We start from the raw sequence: 17,064 nt of genomic DNA, 5'->3' as shown, positions 1-17,064 counted from the left end.
GGAAAATCATCCATCACGGCGGGCCGCAACGTCGGCGCGCGACAAACATCAGATGCAAGGCGGAGGCAGCAGGCTGCCGCCTCCGCCGCACACGCGGATCAGGTGTAGCCCTTGCTTTTCTTCCACTCGGCTTCGAGCTCGAAGATGGTCTTCCAGTCTCCGGCCTTCACATCGGGCACATAGGGCTCCTGCGGGATCGTGGTGCCCCAGCCGATGGCGTAACCGACCAGCGTGTGGTCGTCGGCGCGCATGGTGACGGTACCGTCGGCGCCGAACGGGCACTTGATCGTGAGGCCGGTGAGCGCCTCCGCGACCTTCTTGCCGTCGGTGGAGTTCGCCTTCTTGACGGCCTCGTTGAGGAACATGACCGCCGTGGCGTTCTGCCACGACCAGTTGGTCGGATACTCGTTGTACTTGGCCTTATAGGCGTCGCCCCAGGCGGCATTTTCGGGCGTCGGCGGGAATGTCTTGATGTAGCGGTCGCCGGAGTGGATGCCCTTGGGCAGGTTCTTCACCACCGTAAGCGCGGTGTAGTCGGCCATGTTGACCGCGAACACCTCCATCTGGGTGAACATCGCGTAGATGTTGGCCTGGTCGATGTAGGAGGTGAGATCGCCGCCCCACAGGCAGGAATAGAGCGCCTGCGGCTTGGCCTGCAGGATCTTCGTCACCACCTCGGTGTAATCGGGCTGGAACAGCTTTGGCCAGGACTCGCTGATGATCTCGACGTCGGGCGCGAACTTCTTCAGGTACAGCACGAACTCGCCTGTGGTGTCGCGGCCATAGGCGTAGTCGGGCGAACAGGTCGCCCATTTCTTCAGGCCCTTGGCCTTGGCGATCCCTGCCGCGTAGCTGGCGCCGACGATCGAGTCATGAATGCCCTGCCGCACGCAGCGGAAGGCGTTCGGAATGTGCTGCTTGGGATCGGCGGTCAGCGATGACGCTTCCGAGCAGGTGTGGATGCAGAGCACGCCGAGATCGCGCGCCACTTCGTGAACCGCGAACGATCCCGAGGATGCTTCGCCGTCAAGCAGCATCTCGCAGCCGTCGGTGTTGACGAGCTCGCGCGCGATGCGCGCAGCTTCCTGCGGCTGCCCCTTGGAGTCGCGAATCACCATTTCGATCTGCCGTCCGGCAAGGCCGCCGGCTGCATTGACCTTCTCGACCTCCAGCAGCACCGCGTTGCGCGAGGACGTCCCGAGCTGCGCGACGCGGCCCGACAGAATGGTCGGCATGCCGATCTTGATCGTCTTGGCCTGTGCGCGCGCCACCCACGGCGCGGCAAAGCTCACCGCGCCGGCGCCCATCAGCGCAAGCGTCGAGCGCCGGGTGATGCCCGGTTTCCGGGTCCTCTTCATCATTCCCCTCCCTGTCGGGTTCGCGTTCCCAAAATCCCTGCCGGAGATCGTTTCGTCTCCATGACCACAATGTTTTCAGAGCAAGGGGGGTGACGTCAAGCCAAAGATGAATTACGACTCATAATTCATCTAGGGAGAAAACGGCGCCGGAATCGGCCCCGCCAGCGGCAAATGATCAACCTTTCCAGCTTCATCGCATTTCATGCCAGGCGGACCCCGGACCGCTGTGCGCTGAAATATCGCGGCGAGGACGTCTCCTACGCCGACTTTGATCTGCGGATCCGGCAGGTCGGCGGCTGGCTCGCGGGGCGCGGGATCGCGCCCGGCGATGTCGTCGCTGTCCTGATGAAGAACAGCACGGCCTTTCTCGAGCTGGCGTTCGCGACCAGCCATATCGGCGCGGTGTTCCTGCCGATCAACTATCGCCTGTCGGCCGATGAGGTCGGCTACATCGTCGGCAATTCGGGTGCGCGCCTCTTGGTCGCCGACGAGGAATTTGCCGCGATCGCGACCGGCGCGCCGGTCGTGCTGCTCGATGAGGTCGCGCAGTCCAGCGTCACCAACCTCGCGCCCGACATCGCACCGGCGCCGATCCATGTGCGCCAGCCGCGCGACCTGATGCGGCTGATGTACACCTCGGGCACGACGGATCGTCCCAAGGGAGTGATGCTCACTTACGAGAACATCTACTGGAAGTCCGCCGACCAGACCCTGGTGCTCGGGCTCAACGCCGACACGCGGCTGCTCGTCATCGGCCCGCTCTATCACGTCGGTGCGCTCGACCTGCCCGGCATCGCGGTGCTCTGGCATGGCGGCATGCTGTGCATTCACCGCACCTTCGAGCCCGAGCCGGCGCTCGCCGCGATCGAGCGGGAGAAACTCAACGCGGCATGGTTCGCGCCGGTCATGACCACGGCGCTCCTCACCTGCCCGAACCGCGAGCGCTACGACGTCTCCAGCCTGCAATGGGCGATCGGTGGCGGCGAGAAGACGCCGGAGCTCCGCATCCGCGCCTTCTCGGACTATTTCAAGAATGCGCGCTACATCGATGCCTACGGCCTCACCGAAAGCTGCGGCGGCGATACCTTCATGGACGCGGGCCGCGAGATCGAGAAGATCGGCTCGACCGGCCGCGCCATCGCCCATGTCGAGATCGAGATCCGCGACGATGCCGGCAAGCACCTGCCGGCCGGCCAGAACGGCGAGATCTGCCTGCGCGGCCCGAAGGTCACGCAGGGCTACTGGAAGGATCCGGAGAAGACCGCATCCGCGTTCTTCGGCGACTGGTTCCGTACCGGCGATGTCGGCTATCTCGACGACGACGGCTTCCTCTATCTGACCGATCGCAAGAAGGACATGATCATCTCCGGCGGCGAGAACATCGCCTCCTCCGAGGTCGAGCGCGTCATCTACGAAATGCCTGAAGTGCGCGAGGTCGCGGTGATCGGCTTGCCGGACGCGCGCTGGGGCGAGAAGCCGGTCGCCATCGTGGTGCTGGCCGACGACGCCAAGCTCGACCTGCCCGGTCTCACCGACTTCTGCCGGACACGGCTCGCCGGCTTCAAGGTGCCGCGGCAGCTCGTCATCCGCGACAGCCTGCCGCGCAATCCATCCGGCAAGGTGCTCAAACGCGTGCTCCGCGCCGAACTCGAGGCCACCGCATGACGCAAGCGACATCCGCCAAAGTGACAAAGCTCAACCGGGTCGAACGCAACGCCTGGACCAAGCAGAAGATATTCGACGCAGCGACCAAGGTCGTCGGCAAATACGGCTATGCCGAAGCCTCGGTCGCGCGCATCACCGAAGCCGCCGGCGTCGCGCAGGGCACCTTCTACAATCATTTCGAGAACCGCCAGGAGTTGCTCGACCAGCTGCTGCCGAAGATAGGCCTCGACATGGTCCGCTTCATCCATGCGCGCACCGGCACCGCGAGCGAGGCCCGGCAGGAGGTCGAGCGCTTCAGCGCCTTCTTCGATTTCATCCGCGAGGTGCCGGAATTCCTGCGCATCCTTAACGAAGCCGAATTCTTCGCGCCGATCGGCTACCAGAAGCATTTCGACAACATCTCGAGCGCCTATGTGCGGATCCTGCAACGCGCACGGGCTGCCGGTGCGACCAACGCGTTCAGCGACGAGGAATTCGAGGCCATCGTCCAGGTGCTGATGGGCGCACGCGGTTATCTCAGCCGCCGCTACTCCTATTCCGAGCGCGGCGTCACGGCGGTGCCCGACTATGTGATCACGGCCTATCAAAAGCTGGTCACCCGCGGCCTGTTCACCACCAGCGACAAGGGAAGAAAATCATGAGCGCTGAGGGCACCATCCTCGTCACCGGCGGCAGCCGCGGCATTGGCGCGGCGACCGCGACACTGCTCGCCGATCAGGGGCATCGCGTCGTCATCGTCGACATCGCGCCCGAGCCGCTGGTTGGAACAGCCGCCGTCCTGTGGCCGGCGCCGTTCGACGTCGCGAGCGAGAGCGCCGTTGTCGCGGGCATTGCCGATATCGAGACCGCGCATGGTCCGATCAGCGGCCTCGTCAACGCCGCCGGCGTGTTCGGCAAGATGCACGCGATCGAACGGGTGCGGATGGAGCAATGGGACCGCGAGGTCAATATCGACCTGCGCGGCACCTTCCTGGTCGCGCGCAGCGTCGGCATCGCTATGGCGAAGCGGCGGCGCGGCGCGATCGTCAACGTCGCCTCGGTGGCCGGCATGACGTCGGGCCCGATCCACGCCTATACCGCGGCGAAGGCCGGCGTCATCCAGATCACGCAGACGCTCGCCGCCGAATGGGGCCGCACCGGCGTCCGCGTCAACGCGGTGTCGCCCGGCTTCACCCGCACGGCCGCGCTCGAAGCCGGCATCGCATCGGGCGCCCTCGACAAGAATCTGCTGGCACGGCCGACAGCAATGAACCGGCTGGTCGAGCCGATCGAAGTGGCGCAGGCGATCGCCTGGCTGCTGTCGCCGCAGAGCAGCGGCGTCACCGGCATCAACCTGCCGGTCGATGCCGGCTACATCGCAGGCACCACCTGGGCGGCCTATGGCGGCCTGCCGGAAGCCCCACGCAGCTGAGGATAACGCATGAATATCGAGCTTCCGCGCAAACACCTCGATCTGTCCTCCGCCATCGCCGAGGGCGACATCCGCGTGCTACTGATGGTGCTGGTGCACATGACCGGCGACGAGAAGTGGCTCGAGCCGCCCTACAAGCCGAAGCGCGACGTCCGCCTGATCCCGGATCCCGACGCCGGCGTGCCGAAGGAGATCCAGGACGAGATTCGCGCGGCCGTCCTGAACCTGTTCGCGCACGGCACGCCCAAGCCCGTCATCACCGATCCCGGCGATGAGCTGATGCTGCGGATGATGCGCGCGACGCTCGGCGAGAATGTCGCGCCGGAATATGCCCCGCTGATGCGGGAGGAGATGGGCTTCGTTCCGCGCGACGCGCGCTGGCGCGAGCGCCCTTCTGGCGAGAAGCTGGCGCAGCAGCATGTGCTGATCGTCGGCGCCGGGGTCTGCGCGATCGCGCTTGGCGTTGCGCTCGGCCGGCTCGGCATTCCCTATACGATTGTCGAGAAGCAGGACGAGATCGGCGGCACCTGGTATGTCAACCGGTATCCCGGCTGCGGCGTCGATACGCCGAACCACTCCTATTCCTTCTCGTTCGGCGCCCGCAATCCGTGGACCCGCTATTTCGCGCAGCGCCAGGAATTGCTCGATTATCTGCTCAAGGTCGTGCGCGAATACGACATCCGCAAGCACGTCCGCCTCAATACCGAGCTCGTCGCCTCGCGCTGGGACGAAGGCAAGCGGCGCTGGATCTCGACGCTGAAGACCGCGGGCGGCGAAGAGACCTTCGAGTCCACGGCGCTGGTCAGCGCAATCGGCCAGCTCAATGATCCCTTGCCTGCTCGCTTTGAGGGAGATGGGGACTTCACCGGCTTGACGGTTCATTCGGCGCTGTGGTCCGACGACATCAAGCTCGACGGCAAGCATGTTGCCGTGATCGGCACCGGCGCGACCGCGATGCAGCTGGTGCCGTCGATCGCCGACCGCGTCGCCTCAGTCACCGTCTACCAGCGCACCGCGCAGTGGGCGCGGCCGGTGAAAGGCTATTCCGATCCGATCACCGAAGGTGCGCAGTGGCTGCTCGCGCATCTGCCGTTCTATGTGCAGTGGTATCGCTTCAACATGTTCTGGCGCTACGGCGACGGATTGCTGCCGTTCCTGCGCAAGGATCCGGCCTGGCCGCATCCGGACCGCGCCGTCAACAAGGGCAACGACCGGCATCGCCAGGAGCTCGCCGACTTCATTCTCTCCGAGCTGAAGGATCGCCCCGACCTGATCGAGAAATGCATGCCGACCTATCCGCCGTACGGCAAGCGCATCCTGCTCGACAACAACTGGTTCAAGACGCTGACCAAACCGAATGTCGAGCTGGTCACCGACAAGATCGACCATTTCGCCGCGGACGGAATCGTCACTGCCGACGGCACATCGCGGCAGCACGATGTCATCGTGATCTCGACCGGCTTCAAGGTCTCCGAGATGGCGGCACGGCTCAACATCACTGGGCGTGACGGCAAGAACCTCAAGCAGGCGTGGCACGACGACAATCCGACCGCCTATCTCGGCCTCACCGTGCCTGATTTCCCCAATCTCTTTCTGATGCTCGGGCCCAATTCGGGGCCTGCACATGGCGGCAGCGTCATCTTCCAGTCGGAGTGCCAGAGCCGCTACATCTCCGCCTGCCTTGTCGAGATGATCGAGAACGACATCGCCGCGATCGACGTGCATCCCGACGCGCATGACACGTATATCCGCGACGTGGACACCGAGCATGAGCAACTGATCTGGACGCATCCGGGCATGACGACCTACTACCGCAACAGAAGCGGCCGGGTGTTCTCGGCGATGCCGTGGCGGTTCGTCGACTACTGGAAGATGACGCACGATCCGGATTTCACCCAATATCGAAAGTCGCGACAGGAATCCTGACCTGAATTACCCCGCTCGTTAACTTGACAGATCGCCATAACTGCCGCAGCATTTCGCTGACTGCACCTGTGGGGTGCTGGAGCGTTCGCTCCTCGCGTCGCAGGAATTGACGGACGATTATGGGATCGGCCGCCAGGCAGCAGAAGCGGACAGAGGTCCGTCGGCCCACCTCTTGGAGAGGAGCATGACGCCACCGGCGAAAGCCAGCGACCTTGCTCAGCGGCAAGGTCTCGGTGCACGTTGAGGCGAACAGCAGCTGCTAGCCGCGTGCACTGCCGACAATCTGAACATATCCGCAGGACAGGAGCGCAAAGGCCACGCGCTTTTAGGTCCCGAAACACCACTGGTCTACACCAGAGATCCTTCGCTAAAACGAAGTAGCAGGGCCCCGCGATGCTTGACTGCACCGGGGCCCGTTCGTTTGCCCGCGATTTCCCCTTCGTCACGCCGCATTGCGCCACAGCGCGGGATCGGGAACAATTATCCCGACGAGGTGAGGAACGATGATGGAAAAGCCGCGGGTCCGAATTTACACCGACTACAAGTCTCCTTATGCCTATGTCGCCAACAAGCGGCTGTTCGAGCTTGAGGAGACGTACGGCGTCGAGCTGGAATGGCTGCCCTACACGCTGCGCATTCCAGAATTCATGGGCACGGTCGAGGAGCGCACGCCGCACTTCTGGCGCAAGGTGCGCTACGCCTATATGGATGCGCGCCGGTTCGCCAACGCGCAGGGACTGACCATGAAGGGCCCGCGCCGGATCTATGACGCCTTCTACGCCAGCGCCGGCATGCTGTTCGCGCAGCGCCACGGGCTATTCCGGCCCTATCACGACACGGTGTTCCGGAAATTCTGGAACCACGAGCTGGAGATCGACGAGCTGTCCGAGATTGCCGGCGTGATCACCGCCGTCGGTGGCTCCACTGAGGCCTTCGAGGCCTATGTTCGCGGCCCTGCCCGCGCCGAACATGATCGCATTATCGACGAGGCCGAAGCGCTCGGCGTGTTCGGCGTGCCCAGCATGGTGTTCAACGGCGAGCTGTTCTGGGGCGGCGACCGCATCGACATGCTGATCGAGCGGATCAAGCAGCCGGAGACGATCGCAATCGCGCTTGGGAGCCGGCACCGGACGTAGGCGCCGACCGTTTCGAATCTGCCTATCGTCCCTGATCGATCAGCCTCCAACCAGGATAGCCCAGCACCCGGTCCGTTCCAGCACGGGTTTCAACGCCGCACGATCGCCAGCATCGAGCGCGACAAGCTTCTCGCGCAGTTGCTGCAGGCATTTGACCTGGTATTTGAATGGCGCCAGCGCGTAGGGCAATCCCCAGACGTTGATCTCGACCCGTTCGAGGCCCTTTGCGAACGCATCCGCATTGGCAGCCAGGAACGGAAGATAGAGTTCACCGGCGATCCGCAGCAGCGCCTCGGCGAATCCGCCGAGCGCCTGATCGCGCGGATACCAGCTGCCCTCGACACCTGACGCATCGTCGAGCCGCCGCACCCAGTGGTCGGTGAACGGCGCACGTTCGCGCATGATCCGCATCGGGGTCGGGTCGGTCGCCATCTCGCTGAGCTGGCCGAACCAGGCAAAATCCGCCAGCGACGGCCGGCTGCCGAACAGATAATTCGTCATGCCGACATGCGGCTCGAACGCCGCAAGCGTCCGCCGGTAACTCTCTTCCAGCAGCGGCCTGTTCTCATCCGTCGCGCCGAGAATGACCATGCGCGAAATCTGCCGCAGACGGAACTCCTCGATCTCCTCGCGGCTGCCGGCCTCGGCCTCCGACGTCGACCACTCCTCGCCGGCCCAGCGCGAGACATAGGCCTGATCTTCCGGATCCCACCAGCGATAGAGAAACAACGGCTTCACTGCCCATTCGTCGGCGAGGTCCTCGAGCAGATCGCAGATGAAAGCGATGGCCCTGTCTTCCGGAATCACCGACCGTCCCTGATGCCGCGCTTCCAGATCATAGGCCAGCGTCGTGGTCTCGCCGCGGTAGCTGCCGTCGGGATATTGCAACACCGGGATCAGCATCAGCTTCAGATGCGCGGTTGCCTCGCGCAAAGCCTTGGTCATGATCACCCAATCGTGCGGGATCCGGCGGTAGCGCATCAGCGCGCGCAACTTGATCGCATAGGGCGAGGCGGTCGAGCCGATCAGGCGATAGCGTCCCTCCGTCATGACGATTGCTCCGAAAACGCCGGATTGCCGTACGGATAGAACCGCGTGAGGTCGACGTTCCTGTAGGGCAGCTTGTCCAGGCGCGTCGTGCCTAGGAACGGCTGATCCGGCTCGACCAGCAGGATCGTCCTGGCAAAACCGTTGTCGTCAAAGCCGCGCCGGAAGTGCACCCGCGACTTGATCGCCATCACGTCAAAGGTGCCGATGTCGGGCACCAGCGCCTTGAGCGAGAACGGCTCCATGACCTGCACCAGATAGGTGGACAGGATCAGTACATTGTTGCGGCCGAAGCGCACGCAGACCCAGAACTGCCCATAGCCCTCGCCCGCAGCTGAGATGGTGCCCTGGATCCGAACCGGATCGCCCGCCGACTCGTCGGCAAGGCCGCCGATCTCCATGTCGAAGGCATCGCCCGCCTTGGCGCCGGCGGCCTTGAGGCTTGCCGTCGCCCTGGCGTCGGCAATGGTTGCGATGACAGTGTTGGCGAGGTCCTGCGCGATGATCTCACGCAGCAGCCAGGTCGCCGAACCCGACCGGTCGCTGTGATCGGCCAGCACCACCGGTGTGTTGCCAGCGGCGACGGCCTGCTTGGCCAGCGCGACGCCCTCGGCGATGCTGTGCAATCTGGTCGACTGCAGCAAGGCTTCGCGCAACCGCCAGATCGTGCCGGCGAGATCGCGCGCGATTTGCTCGGCGAGCTTTGGATCGTCGTTGGTCAGAACCTGAACGGTCATGCCGACATCGGGAACGTCGGCGAACGGGAAGCCGAAGAAGATGTTGACGTAGACGTCGACCTCACGGGCCTCCCAGACCAGCGCGCGCTGCACGAGATCCATCCAAGGCCGCGCCCCGGTCCATTGCAGCACCGTGGGCGAGATCACGGGAACCTTGATCGTCCTGTGCGCCGGCTTGTACTCGCCGCGGATCGCCCGCACCAGCATGCGCGCGGCGCGTTCACCCTGCAGATGCGCGTCGTAATGCGGGAAATATTTCACCGCGAACGCCATGTCCGCCTGCTCGAGGAACGTCTCGTCCTCATTGCCGTGCAGATCGAAGGTTGCGGCGATGAAGGCGGAGCGGCCGACCACTTCGCGGACCTGCCGCGCCAGATCGGCCTCCGGCCGCGGCACGTCGCGCACGGCCATCGCGCCATGCAGGCACAGATAGACGCCGTCGAACGGGCCCTCCTCCTTCAGCCCGTCGATCATCTTGCCGGTAAAGGTGCGATAGGCTTCCTGGGTGATCCAGCCAGACCCGGTGTAGGTCTTCGGCCAGAGCGGGGATTCGATGCCGACCAGCTCGACCTCGGAGAACTCGCGTGCCACCTGCACAAAGCCGCCCATATAGTTCTTGGGATCGAACTGCAGCAGCGCCTCGCCCTTGGCCGGCGAGCCCGGATAGAAGAAGTCGTCGAGCGTGGTCTCGTTCGGCAGGAACGAGACGGTTTCGTGGGAGAAATGCAGGACGGCGATACGTATCTTGCGATCGCTCATTTTGGTGCGCCTCGGCTGTTTTCCGCATTGTGGCATTGAAGGCGCGGCGCGCCAATCCGCATTCGGTTTTTGCCCGCCAGCCCTGCAAATACGCAGGCGCAGCGCAGCTTGCCGCCGCACGGATTCTGCTATGGTCCGCGGCAACAACCGGGCCGCGGCCCCGCAGATATCTCGAGGAGAGAACGCCATGAATCCCCCCGTCAGCTCGCCCGCGATCAAGGTCGTCAAATCCGTCCGCGAGCAGGTGAGCGCCGAGGAGTGGCAGGCCCGCGTTGATCTTGCCGCCTGTTACCGGCTGACGGCGATCTACGGCATGACCGAGATGATCGCGAACCACATCTCCTGCCGCGTGCCCGGCACCACCGACCAGTTCCTAATCAACGCCTACGGCATGCTGTATGAGGAGATCGACGCCTCCAGCCTGATCAAGGTCGACGTCGAGGGCAACACGCTGCTCAACGCCACCGACTACGACGTCAACGTCGCCGGCTTTGTCATTCACAGCGCTATCCACATGGCCAAGCACGACATGGATTGCGTCGCGCACACCCACACCCCGGCCGGCATGGCGGTCTCGGCGATGGAATGCGGCCTGCTGCCGCTGGCGCAGACCTCGATGCGCTTCCTGCACATCGCCTATCACGACTTCGAGGGCATCGCCGACAATGTCGACGAGCGCGAACGCCTGGTCCGCGACCTCGGCGACAACGAGGCGATGATTCTGCGCAACCATGGCCTCTTGGTCGTCGGCCGCACCGTGCCCGCCGCCTTCAACGTGCTGTTCCGCCTCGAGCGCGCCTGCCAGACCCAGGTGATGGCGCTGTCCTGCAACACCAAGCTGATCTATCCGCCGCAAAATATCCTCGAAGACACCTATGAGCGGATGCTGCCGAAGCCCGGCCGCGCCGCCCGCAACGGCGAACTCGCCTGGCCCGCTCTGCTGCGCAAGCTCGACCGGGCGGATCCGTCGTATCGGGATTGAGAGCGAAAGCCGGCGCAGGCTTTCTCCATTCGTCGTCCCGGCGAAGGCCGGGACCCATAACCACAGGGTAGCCTTGTTGAAAAACAGGCCGTGGCCCCAGCGTCGCGCAACAATTCGCATTCGTGGTAATGGGTCCGGCCTTCGCCGGGACAACGCTGAAATTGTTGCACGATCTGTGAGTCACAAATCCGCGTTCTCGCGGCGTGTTTCGCCCGAGCTTTGCTCTTCGTTCCGCCCTCCCTGTTGAAGAGAGCTTAGGGAAAGTTGGGAGCCGATCGCACCCATGGGCCCCGAGCAATGGGTAGAACTTGACGTGCCCCTCAAGCGCGTGAAGAAGCGCCGAGTGATCCAGCAGCCGCTGTCCGACCTGGCGGTCGAGATTGCCCGCGAGGCGCTCAGGGCATCGAACAAGCAATACGTCTTCGCCTGCCCGCTCGGCGATCAGCACGATCTACGCGGACGGCGGCGACCTTGGCCGGCGATCTTGGCTTTGATGATGCGTGGATCGCACGTTGCCTCGATCATTCCTCGAGCAAGAAGGCCGAGGTCGCCGTGCCCACCGTCACCGGCAAGGTCTACAATCATTCGACGCGAATGAAGGAAAATCGACGGCGTCGCGGCCGAGTTGCGACGGATCATTGGCAGCCTCGCAAAGCAACCTGAGACCAATCTACGTCTCGTCGCCTGAATTACGTGCGGAATACCAGGCGGGCGTCTTGGGAGACCGCACGTGTGGGACCCTTTCTTTGTCAAGCGGTGCGAAGCCATTTGGCTGACGCAAGGCCCCCGGCAGATGAGATGTCCATCTGGATCGACACGGGAGAACACCGCCGGCCCCTCGAATGATGAAACGCAAGAACCGAGGGGAGCGACTTTATGCGTCCCGAAGGGAACCATCTTCCTGCCAGGGCGTCAATTTGGAACTCGCTCAACGCTGCGGCGGGAGGTGGCCCCTTGGACACTATCGATATCCTAATCGTCGATGACGAGCATTTGGTCCACAGCTTCATTAGCGGTGCTCTTAGCGAGGCGGGCTTTGCGCCATTTGGCGTTTCGTCGGGCGATGAGGCGTTGAGCCTGTTGCGAGACAGCGGAGATAAGTATCGAGCCCTCGTCACCGATGTAAATCTCGGCGCGAATACGATGGATGGCTGGCAGCTTGCTCGCCGTGTCCGAGAAATGCATCCCGATTTTCCGATCGTTTACATGACCGGCGCCAGCGCCGAGCAATGGACTGCGAACGGCGTGCCCAACAGCATCCTTTTGACGAAGCCATTTGCGCCTGCCCAATTGGTGACTGCCGTCTCTCAACTGTTGAATGTTGGTACGTCTCCGCTCTGTCCAAAGGACTTGCCATAGCCGCGCCACCGGGTTTGCGACACAGATGGCGGCATTCTAGGCTGCGTCATGTTTCGCCCGAGCCCATTTGCGGCTTAGTGCACCGTCTGCCGTCGATGCCGCGACACGTGCTCGATCAGTTCCGCGTTCAAACAATTTAGGATGCGCTCCAACTGCTCGTTGACCAGCAAGAGAGCCCTCAGAGCGCTGCGCACATCGCCGTCGCAGGCGGCAACGATCTCGTCTAGCTCCCGATCATATTCGTCCAGATAGTCGTTGGTCGTTGGGTGCGGCATACGAACAACATCCAAACAGAAAATACCGTCTCAGGATCGACGAGCACGCCGCTTGTCCTTGATATTCACAGGCGAGCGCCAAAGACCCGGTTGCATTTCGGCGAACGGCGATCTGCTCTGGACCAATACTTTTAACGGTTTTGGGAGATTACATGGTCGAGGTGTATTTCAATGTCAGACATGATCTGCTCGTCGTGAGAAAGGGTTTTCCGGTGCCGGCTGTCAGCGCTCAAGGTAAGTGGCGCAAGAGCAGAAGGAGGGTCGTCAGGGTCAGCGAGGAGATCAGACAGGCGGTCCAGAGCCACGGCTACTACATGCGTAAACTGCGCGATCTCAAGAAGAACTAGCACCGATCGGCACACAAAAGCCCGGCCGCCAATTAAGACGGCCGGGCGAAATGCAAATATGAACTCGATGAACACTGGGTATATGCTGCGGTGCGGGGCGAACTTCCATTCCGGATGAATACGGTGGCTCCGGTTTGCCGGCATGCCGTCCGGGTTTTTACGGATAGACTGCATCGCGCGCAGCGCCTCCAATGGCTGCATTCTTTTATTAGTATTTGCGGTCGCGCCGTTCCGTCGGACGATCTCCTGCCAGTAGACCTTCGGACCATGCGCTTCCGCTTCATTGGGAGCATGCGATGATCGACCAAAGGACTGCGCCTTACGCTGCGTTCATTTTGCGGATTACGATTGCCGGGCTGTTCCTGGCGGCGCTCTACGGCAAGTTCATCTTGAAGCCGATCGGTCTTTGGTGGAACGGCCTATTGAAAGCCGGATATCCAGAATGGGTGCTCACATACACGTTGAGCGCGGAATTCGCGGCGAGCATCCTATTGCTGCTCGGCGTCTATACCCGCTGGGTGAGCTTGTACACGCTGCCGATGATGCTCGGTGCCACGCACTTCTGGATGGTCCGTAAGAACTTCTGGTTCGTCGAAGGCGGATGGGAAATGCCCTTTGTCTGGGCGGTGATGCTACTCGCCCAAGCACTGCTCGGCGATGGCGCCTTCGCATTGAAGGTGCCGGCGCTGCCTTGGGAGCGACGATTGCAAAAGGCGCCTGCATGAACTTGAGCGACGTCATGTGAGGATCGACGAGCCGAGGAGCGGCCCTAGCTCAGGTAGCTAGGGCCGCCGGTAAGCCCAAGGCGCAGTACACCCCTGCGCTCGTCCTCACTAGAGCGGAACCCCTAAGGTTGCATAGAGCCCGGGACTGCTAAATCCCAAAGGAGTGCCTCATCTGTCTCACCATCATCATGGTGGCGTCGGTGTATCGGCCGTGGGTGAGATACTGGTCTACCTGCGATGCACCTAGCAGCGCGAGGGCTGCAATCGCAAAACCTTTGATCATCGTGGGCCCCATAGGGAGACCGCCAACCGGGCTGGTCAGGTTGAGCATTCCGGAATGCGTTGTCGCTCGTCGCGACCTAACCGCAATGACCTAGACTGACACCAATTGGTAGAAAACCGTTAATCGGCAACGCCAGTCTGGGTTGCCGGCAGTGATATCGCGCGAGAGGCTTGATACTGCCGATCCCGTTAAGGTTTTCGGTGCGCGAGCGGGCCGGCTTTCAGGGCATTCGACGGCGCGGCCTCTCTTTTCTACATGAACAGGGCAATAGCCACGATTGCGATGGGGCTTAGCCCGAGCGCCACGATGAGCGCGCTAAAAGGTAGGTCACTGCAACAACCCCTGCGTTTGGAGTTGGAACTCTACGCCCGGATGCTAGGGATCGCCGGTGCAATTTGTGCCACGGCAAAGCACCGTGGGTGGTAAATAGCTGGTTCTCGGAGCATATTAGCCTTTATGAGACCGTGGCTAAAAATGGCGCTGATAGTTCTCGGCTTGTGCGCAGGCTGGATGGTCATCGGTTTATTGACCGTAGACGATGACGACGAATTCCACCAAGTCATCACGGCGTACAAAGCGCGCTAACTGGGACTGGCACTCGGTTCACCCACGGAGATCCCCGGACCGGCAGAACTACGACGCGAACACGGCAACCAAAACTCCTATGTGCTCTGCGGTTTGGAAGCGTTGATCGTCCGTTCCACCTCATCAGCGAGCGCCCGATGATGGGCGGCTAGCTTGGCAAACAAGTCTTTCTTAGTCTCGTTGGTCGCGAGCTTGCTGATGAGTTCGCACTCCTCGGCCTCGACCCGAAGCTTCTCCAAGTGGGCCTTCATGTCCTTCATTTGAGGTTCCCCGATGCCGGGAACCATTTGAAGAGGGCGCTAGCGGACGTCAATACCCTGCGCTAATCGAGATATGAAACTCTGTTCACCCCGGAGAACATCGGTAGTCCAAACGGGTAAGAACAGATGGTGTCCAATGGAAATTGATGGGGCCAGAACATCTGATGGCGCCTCGTCAAACGAGTTCGTGGCCTAATCGGCAACGGGACCTAAGCTAAGGTACTTTGAGCCGTGCCCTCGAAAGGCGACGCGGGACGCCGGGCCTTTCGCGTATTTGGCCTCGTCTTTTCGCGATTTTGCTGCGCCGGGTTATCGTTGCGACTTCCGTAGGATAGCGCGATGAGCGATTTGGAACTGGTATGGCGATCATGGCGGGCGCTTTCGCGGCTTGACCGGCGGCGATCTATCGAGACGCTTCGGTCGCATTGCGCCGAGGAGCGCGCAACGGTGCTGCGCCGGAATGGCAGCGCCGTCTATGGCGTCAAGGCGGCCTACTATTTGCTCGCGGCGAAAAGATCCCATTTCCCGGGCAGCCCCTTTAATTCGTATGAGCCTCGCTCGGAGAACTTCAGATCGGTGCCTGCTACGAGGTCGGTGACCACCCGCGAGACAAATACCTCATTGCTTCCCGACTGCGACATCACCCGCGCGGCTGCGTGGACGGCAATGCCACCGATGTCGTTGCCTCTGATTTCGACCTCGCCGCAATGAAGACCCGCGCGTACTGGCAAACCAATGCTTTTGCTCTCCTCACTGAGCGCCAAGGCGCATCGCACAGCCCGTCCCGGTCCATCAAATGTTGCCAGAACGCCATCCCCTGTGCTCTTCACCAAAGTGCCGCGATGCTTGCTGATAATCCGGCCGGAACGATCGTCGTGATTGTCCAAGAGGTCACGCCAACGGTGATCGCCGAGTTGCAAAGCAAGATTGGTCGACCCAACGATATCAGTAAAGAGAACGGTAGCGAGTATGCGCTCCAGATCAATTCCCTCGCTGGCGCGTTGTCCAGTGATGAATTCTTCGATGTCTCCGGTAACTCGCTCAATGTCTCCCGTCCAGAACGCGTGATCGCCCGACGGATATTCAATGTATTTCGCTCCCGGGATACCGGCGGCGAGCTTGCGGCCTAACGTTACAGGCACCTGCGCGTCGGTTGTTCGGTGCAGCACTAGGGTTGGCGTGCGGACGACTGGGAGGATGGGGTTGATGTCTATCCGTCGGTTCGAAAGTATGTAGGATTTTAGTGCGCCAGGACTGCTGCCCAACTTTTCGAATTTTGCGATGCGAGCGAGTATCTCCGGATTGCCAGCATCACTCGCGAAAACTCGCTTGAGGAAGTCACCGTTTCCCCAACTCTTTACGACGTAAGCTAACCGTTCCTGAACCTCGGATGGCGCGAGGTTGGGCGGGAGCAGGTCTGATATCCGCGCCAGCCCTCCGAATAAGACCAAGTGGGACACGCGCTCTGGGTAGGTCGTCGCGAATAGAACGCTCATCGACGCGCCTTCAGAGAAGCCAACTAGCGCAGCACGCTTGGAGTTGATGGCGTCCATGATCGTGCGGACATCGTCGATACGTTCCTCAAGAGACGGTACGTCGGCCAACCGATCTGATAGTCCTTGACCTCTCTTGTCGAACGTGACGACCCTTGAGAACTTCGCCAAGCGACGAAGAAAGCGCGTATAGCCCGGGAGTTCGTGCTGAAAATCGATGTGGGATATAATGCCCGGAACTAGGATAATGTCGGTGGGCCCGTCGCCCATGACTTGATAGGCGATGTTGAAGTCGCCGCTCTGCGCATACTGCGTCTCGGGCAACGCTACTTCCGTCATCGCGGCCCCCACCGTTTGTTCGCGTTTCCAACTATCTTCCAGATCAGGCCGGACATCAACGGACGTCATCCACCGTAGATGCCCGGTATTTGCCCGTCACACGATGGGCCGAAGCTATGGTCTGGCACCGGCGGACCTGAAGGTGAACGGTCTAAGGGCCTATTGGGACCCAGCTCAAGCGGCTCTGTTTAAACCATTAACAGACATGGCTTTTATTCGTTCTTTGGATCATGAAAAAAAGGCTTGGCATCAGGACCACACGACTTCACCGTCCACGTCATGCGCACTCGTCAGTTGGACGTCTGGCTCCGCGTGTCAATCGGCATGGAGGCGGTGCTCCCACCGGCATCCGACACATCGGGAGTTCGGGCGGCCTG

16 protein-coding genes are annotated in these 17,064 nt (G+C 61.9%); 10 read left to right on the top strand and 6 right to left on the bottom strand.

The window, feature by feature from the left end; all coding sequences use genetic code 11:
- Positions 1 to 98: 98 nt before the first annotated feature.
- Positions 99 to 1,358, bottom strand: coding sequence for an ABC transporter substrate-binding protein (locus AC1VNY_RS09465; protein WP_038383532.1), 1,260 nt, complete (start codon positions 1,356 to 1,358; stop codon positions 99 to 101).
- 171 nt (positions 1,359 to 1,529) lie between these two features.
- Here AC1VNY_RS09465 and AC1VNY_RS09460 point away from each other — a divergent pair, with 171 nt between their 5' ends.
- The 5 genes from AC1VNY_RS09460 to AC1VNY_RS09440 all read left to right on the top strand — a co-directional run bounded on the left by AC1VNY_RS09460 (position 1,530) and on the right by AC1VNY_RS09440 (position 7,496).
- Complete coding sequence (locus tag AC1VNY_RS09460) at positions 1,530 to 3,023, top strand: AMP-binding protein (protein ID WP_482404938.1); 1,494 nt, start codon at positions 1,530 to 1,532, stop codon at positions 3,021 to 3,023.
- Entirely contained in the window at positions 3,020 to 3,664 is a 645-nt protein-coding gene (locus AC1VNY_RS09455) for a TetR/AcrR family transcriptional regulator (RefSeq protein ID WP_075968242.1), read from the top strand. Before AC1VNY_RS09460 ends, AC1VNY_RS09455 begins: the two co-directional genes overlap by 4 nt.
- Positions 3,661 to 4,434, top strand: a complete 774-nt coding sequence (locus AC1VNY_RS09450) for an SDR family NAD(P)-dependent oxidoreductase (RefSeq protein ID WP_253591510.1) — start codon at positions 3,661 to 3,663, stop codon at positions 4,432 to 4,434. Before AC1VNY_RS09455 ends, AC1VNY_RS09450 begins: the two co-directional genes overlap by 4 nt.
- A 9-nt stretch (positions 4,435 to 4,443) precedes the next feature.
- The gene (locus AC1VNY_RS09445; protein ID WP_253591509.1) at positions 4,444 to 6,360 is read left to right on the top strand and encodes a flavin-containing monooxygenase; all 1,917 of its coding nucleotides are present in this window, start codon (positions 4,444 to 4,446) and stop codon (positions 6,358 to 6,360) included.
- Positions 6,361 to 6,866: 506 nt separating this feature from the next.
- On the top strand, positions 6,867 to 7,496 hold the full coding sequence (locus AC1VNY_RS09440) for a 2-hydroxychromene-2-carboxylate isomerase (protein WP_253594718.1): 630 nt from the start codon (positions 6,867 to 6,869) through the stop codon (positions 7,494 to 7,496).
- 39 nt (positions 7,497 to 7,535) lie between these two features.
- Here AC1VNY_RS09440 and AC1VNY_RS09435 read toward each other — a convergent pair whose 3' ends face one another.
- Positions 7,536 to 8,546, bottom strand: a complete 1,011-nt coding sequence (locus AC1VNY_RS09435) for a glutathione S-transferase N-terminal domain-containing protein (RefSeq protein WP_482404937.1) — start codon at positions 8,544 to 8,546, stop codon at positions 7,536 to 7,538.
- A complete protein-coding gene (locus AC1VNY_RS09430; RefSeq protein ID WP_482404936.1) occupies positions 8,543 to 10,039 on the bottom strand; it encodes a M81 family metallopeptidase in 1,497 nt (498 codons plus the stop codon). The genes AC1VNY_RS09435 and AC1VNY_RS09430 overlap by 4 nt, the downstream gene beginning before the upstream one ends.
- A 187-nt stretch (positions 10,040 to 10,226) precedes the next feature.
- Here AC1VNY_RS09430 and AC1VNY_RS09425 point away from each other — a divergent pair, with 187 nt between their 5' ends.
- From AC1VNY_RS09425 to AC1VNY_RS09415, 3 genes are all read left to right on the top strand, one after another.
- Positions 10,227 to 11,021 (top strand): class II aldolase/adducin family protein, encoded by a 795-nt coding sequence (locus AC1VNY_RS09425; protein WP_038383472.1) that lies wholly within the window; start codon positions 10,227 to 10,229, stop codon positions 11,019 to 11,021.
- 471 nt (positions 11,022 to 11,492) lie between these two features.
- A complete protein-coding gene (locus tag AC1VNY_RS09420) occupies positions 11,493 to 11,684 on the top strand; it encodes a hypothetical protein (RefSeq protein WP_016847329.1) in 192 nt (63 codons plus the stop codon).
- Between the two features lie 291 nt (positions 11,685 to 11,975).
- Complete coding sequence (locus tag AC1VNY_RS09415; protein ID WP_212056196.1) at positions 11,976 to 12,380, top strand: response regulator; 405 nt, start codon at positions 11,976 to 11,978, stop codon at positions 12,378 to 12,380.
- A 74-nt stretch (positions 12,381 to 12,454) separates the two neighbouring features.
- On the opposite strand, the gene AC1VNY_RS09410 is transcribed toward AC1VNY_RS09415, so the two are convergent.
- Positions 12,455 to 12,655 (bottom strand): hypothetical protein, encoded by a 201-nt coding sequence (locus AC1VNY_RS09410; RefSeq protein ID WP_016847327.1) that lies wholly within the window; start codon positions 12,653 to 12,655, stop codon positions 12,455 to 12,457.
- Positions 12,656 to 12,807: 152 nt separating this feature from the next.
- Here AC1VNY_RS09410 and AC1VNY_RS09405 point away from each other — a divergent pair, with 152 nt between their 5' ends.
- Both AC1VNY_RS09405 and AC1VNY_RS09400 read left to right on the top strand, forming a co-directional pair.
- Positions 12,808 to 13,002 carry a hypothetical protein gene (locus AC1VNY_RS09405; RefSeq protein ID WP_016847326.1) on the top strand — a complete coding sequence of 65 codons (195 nt, stop codon included), beginning with the start codon at positions 12,808 to 12,810 and terminating at the stop codon, positions 13,000 to 13,002.
- A gap of 296 nt (positions 13,003 to 13,298) precedes the next feature.
- Positions 13,299 to 13,727, top strand: a complete 429-nt coding sequence (locus AC1VNY_RS09400) for a DoxX family protein (protein ID WP_482404935.1) — start codon at positions 13,299 to 13,301, stop codon at positions 13,725 to 13,727.
- Between the two features lie 945 nt (positions 13,728 to 14,672).
- Here AC1VNY_RS09400 and AC1VNY_RS09395 read toward each other — a convergent pair.
- A complete protein-coding gene (locus AC1VNY_RS09395; protein ID WP_018272863.1) occupies positions 14,673 to 14,855 on the bottom strand; it encodes a hypothetical protein in 183 nt (60 codons plus the stop codon).
- A gap of 494 nt (positions 14,856 to 15,349) precedes the next feature.
- The gene (locus tag AC1VNY_RS09390) at positions 15,350 to 16,756 is read right to left on the bottom strand and encodes an adenylate/guanylate cyclase domain-containing protein (protein ID WP_249167687.1); all 1,407 of its coding nucleotides are present in this window, start codon (positions 16,754 to 16,756) and stop codon (positions 15,350 to 15,352) included.
- Between the last annotated feature and the right edge of the window lie 308 nt (positions 16,757 to 17,064).

Source organism: Bradyrhizobium ferriligni (genome assembly GCF_056837965.1).
Note: the sequence above shows the minus strand (reverse complement) of the source record. Positions and strands in the feature narration are given on the sequence as shown.

Bases quoted from the DNA above. Each gene is read 5' to 3' on its own strand.
- AC1VNY_RS09430 (WP_482404936.1), bottom strand. From the start codon at position 10,039: ATGAGCGATCGCAAGATACGTATCGCCGTCCTGCATTTCTCCCACGAA.
- AC1VNY_RS09410 (WP_016847327.1), bottom strand. From the start codon at position 12,655: ATGCCGCACCCAACGACCAACGACTATCTGGACGAATATGATCGGGAG.
- AC1VNY_RS09390 (WP_249167687.1), bottom strand. From the start codon at position 16,756: ATGACGTCCGTTGATGTCCGGCCTGATCTGGAAGATAGTTGGAAACGC.
- AC1VNY_RS09455 (WP_075968242.1), top strand. From the start codon at position 3,020: ATGACGCAAGCGACATCCGCCAAAGTGACAAAGCTCAACCGGGTCGAA.
- AC1VNY_RS09435 (WP_482404937.1), bottom strand. From the start codon at position 8,546: ATGACGGAGGGACGCTATCGCCTGATCGGCTCGACCGCCTCGCCCTAT.
- AC1VNY_RS09400 (WP_482404935.1), top strand. From the start codon at position 13,299: ATGATCGACCAAAGGACTGCGCCTTACGCTGCGTTCATTTTGCGGATT.
- AC1VNY_RS09460 (WP_482404938.1), top strand. From the start codon at position 1,530: ATGATCAACCTTTCCAGCTTCATCGCATTTCATGCCAGGCGGACCCCG.
- AC1VNY_RS09425 (WP_038383472.1), top strand. From the start codon at position 10,227: ATGAATCCCCCCGTCAGCTCGCCCGCGATCAAGGTCGTCAAATCCGTC.
- AC1VNY_RS09450 (WP_253591510.1), top strand. From the start codon at position 3,661: ATGAGCGCTGAGGGCACCATCCTCGTCACCGGCGGCAGCCGCGGCATT.
- AC1VNY_RS09405 (WP_016847326.1), top strand. From the start codon at position 12,808: ATGGTCGAGGTGTATTTCAATGTCAGACATGATCTGCTCGTCGTGAGA.
- AC1VNY_RS09395 (WP_018272863.1), bottom strand. From the start codon at position 14,855: ATGAAGGACATGAAGGCCCACTTGGAGAAGCTTCGGGTCGAGGCCGAG.
- AC1VNY_RS09440 (WP_253594718.1), top strand. From the start codon at position 6,867: ATGGAAAAGCCGCGGGTCCGAATTTACACCGACTACAAGTCTCCTTAT.
- AC1VNY_RS09465 (WP_038383532.1), bottom strand. From the start codon at position 1,358: ATGAAGAGGACCCGGAAACCGGGCATCACCCGGCGCTCGACGCTTGCG.
- AC1VNY_RS09445 (WP_253591509.1), top strand. From the start codon at position 4,444: ATGAATATCGAGCTTCCGCGCAAACACCTCGATCTGTCCTCCGCCATC.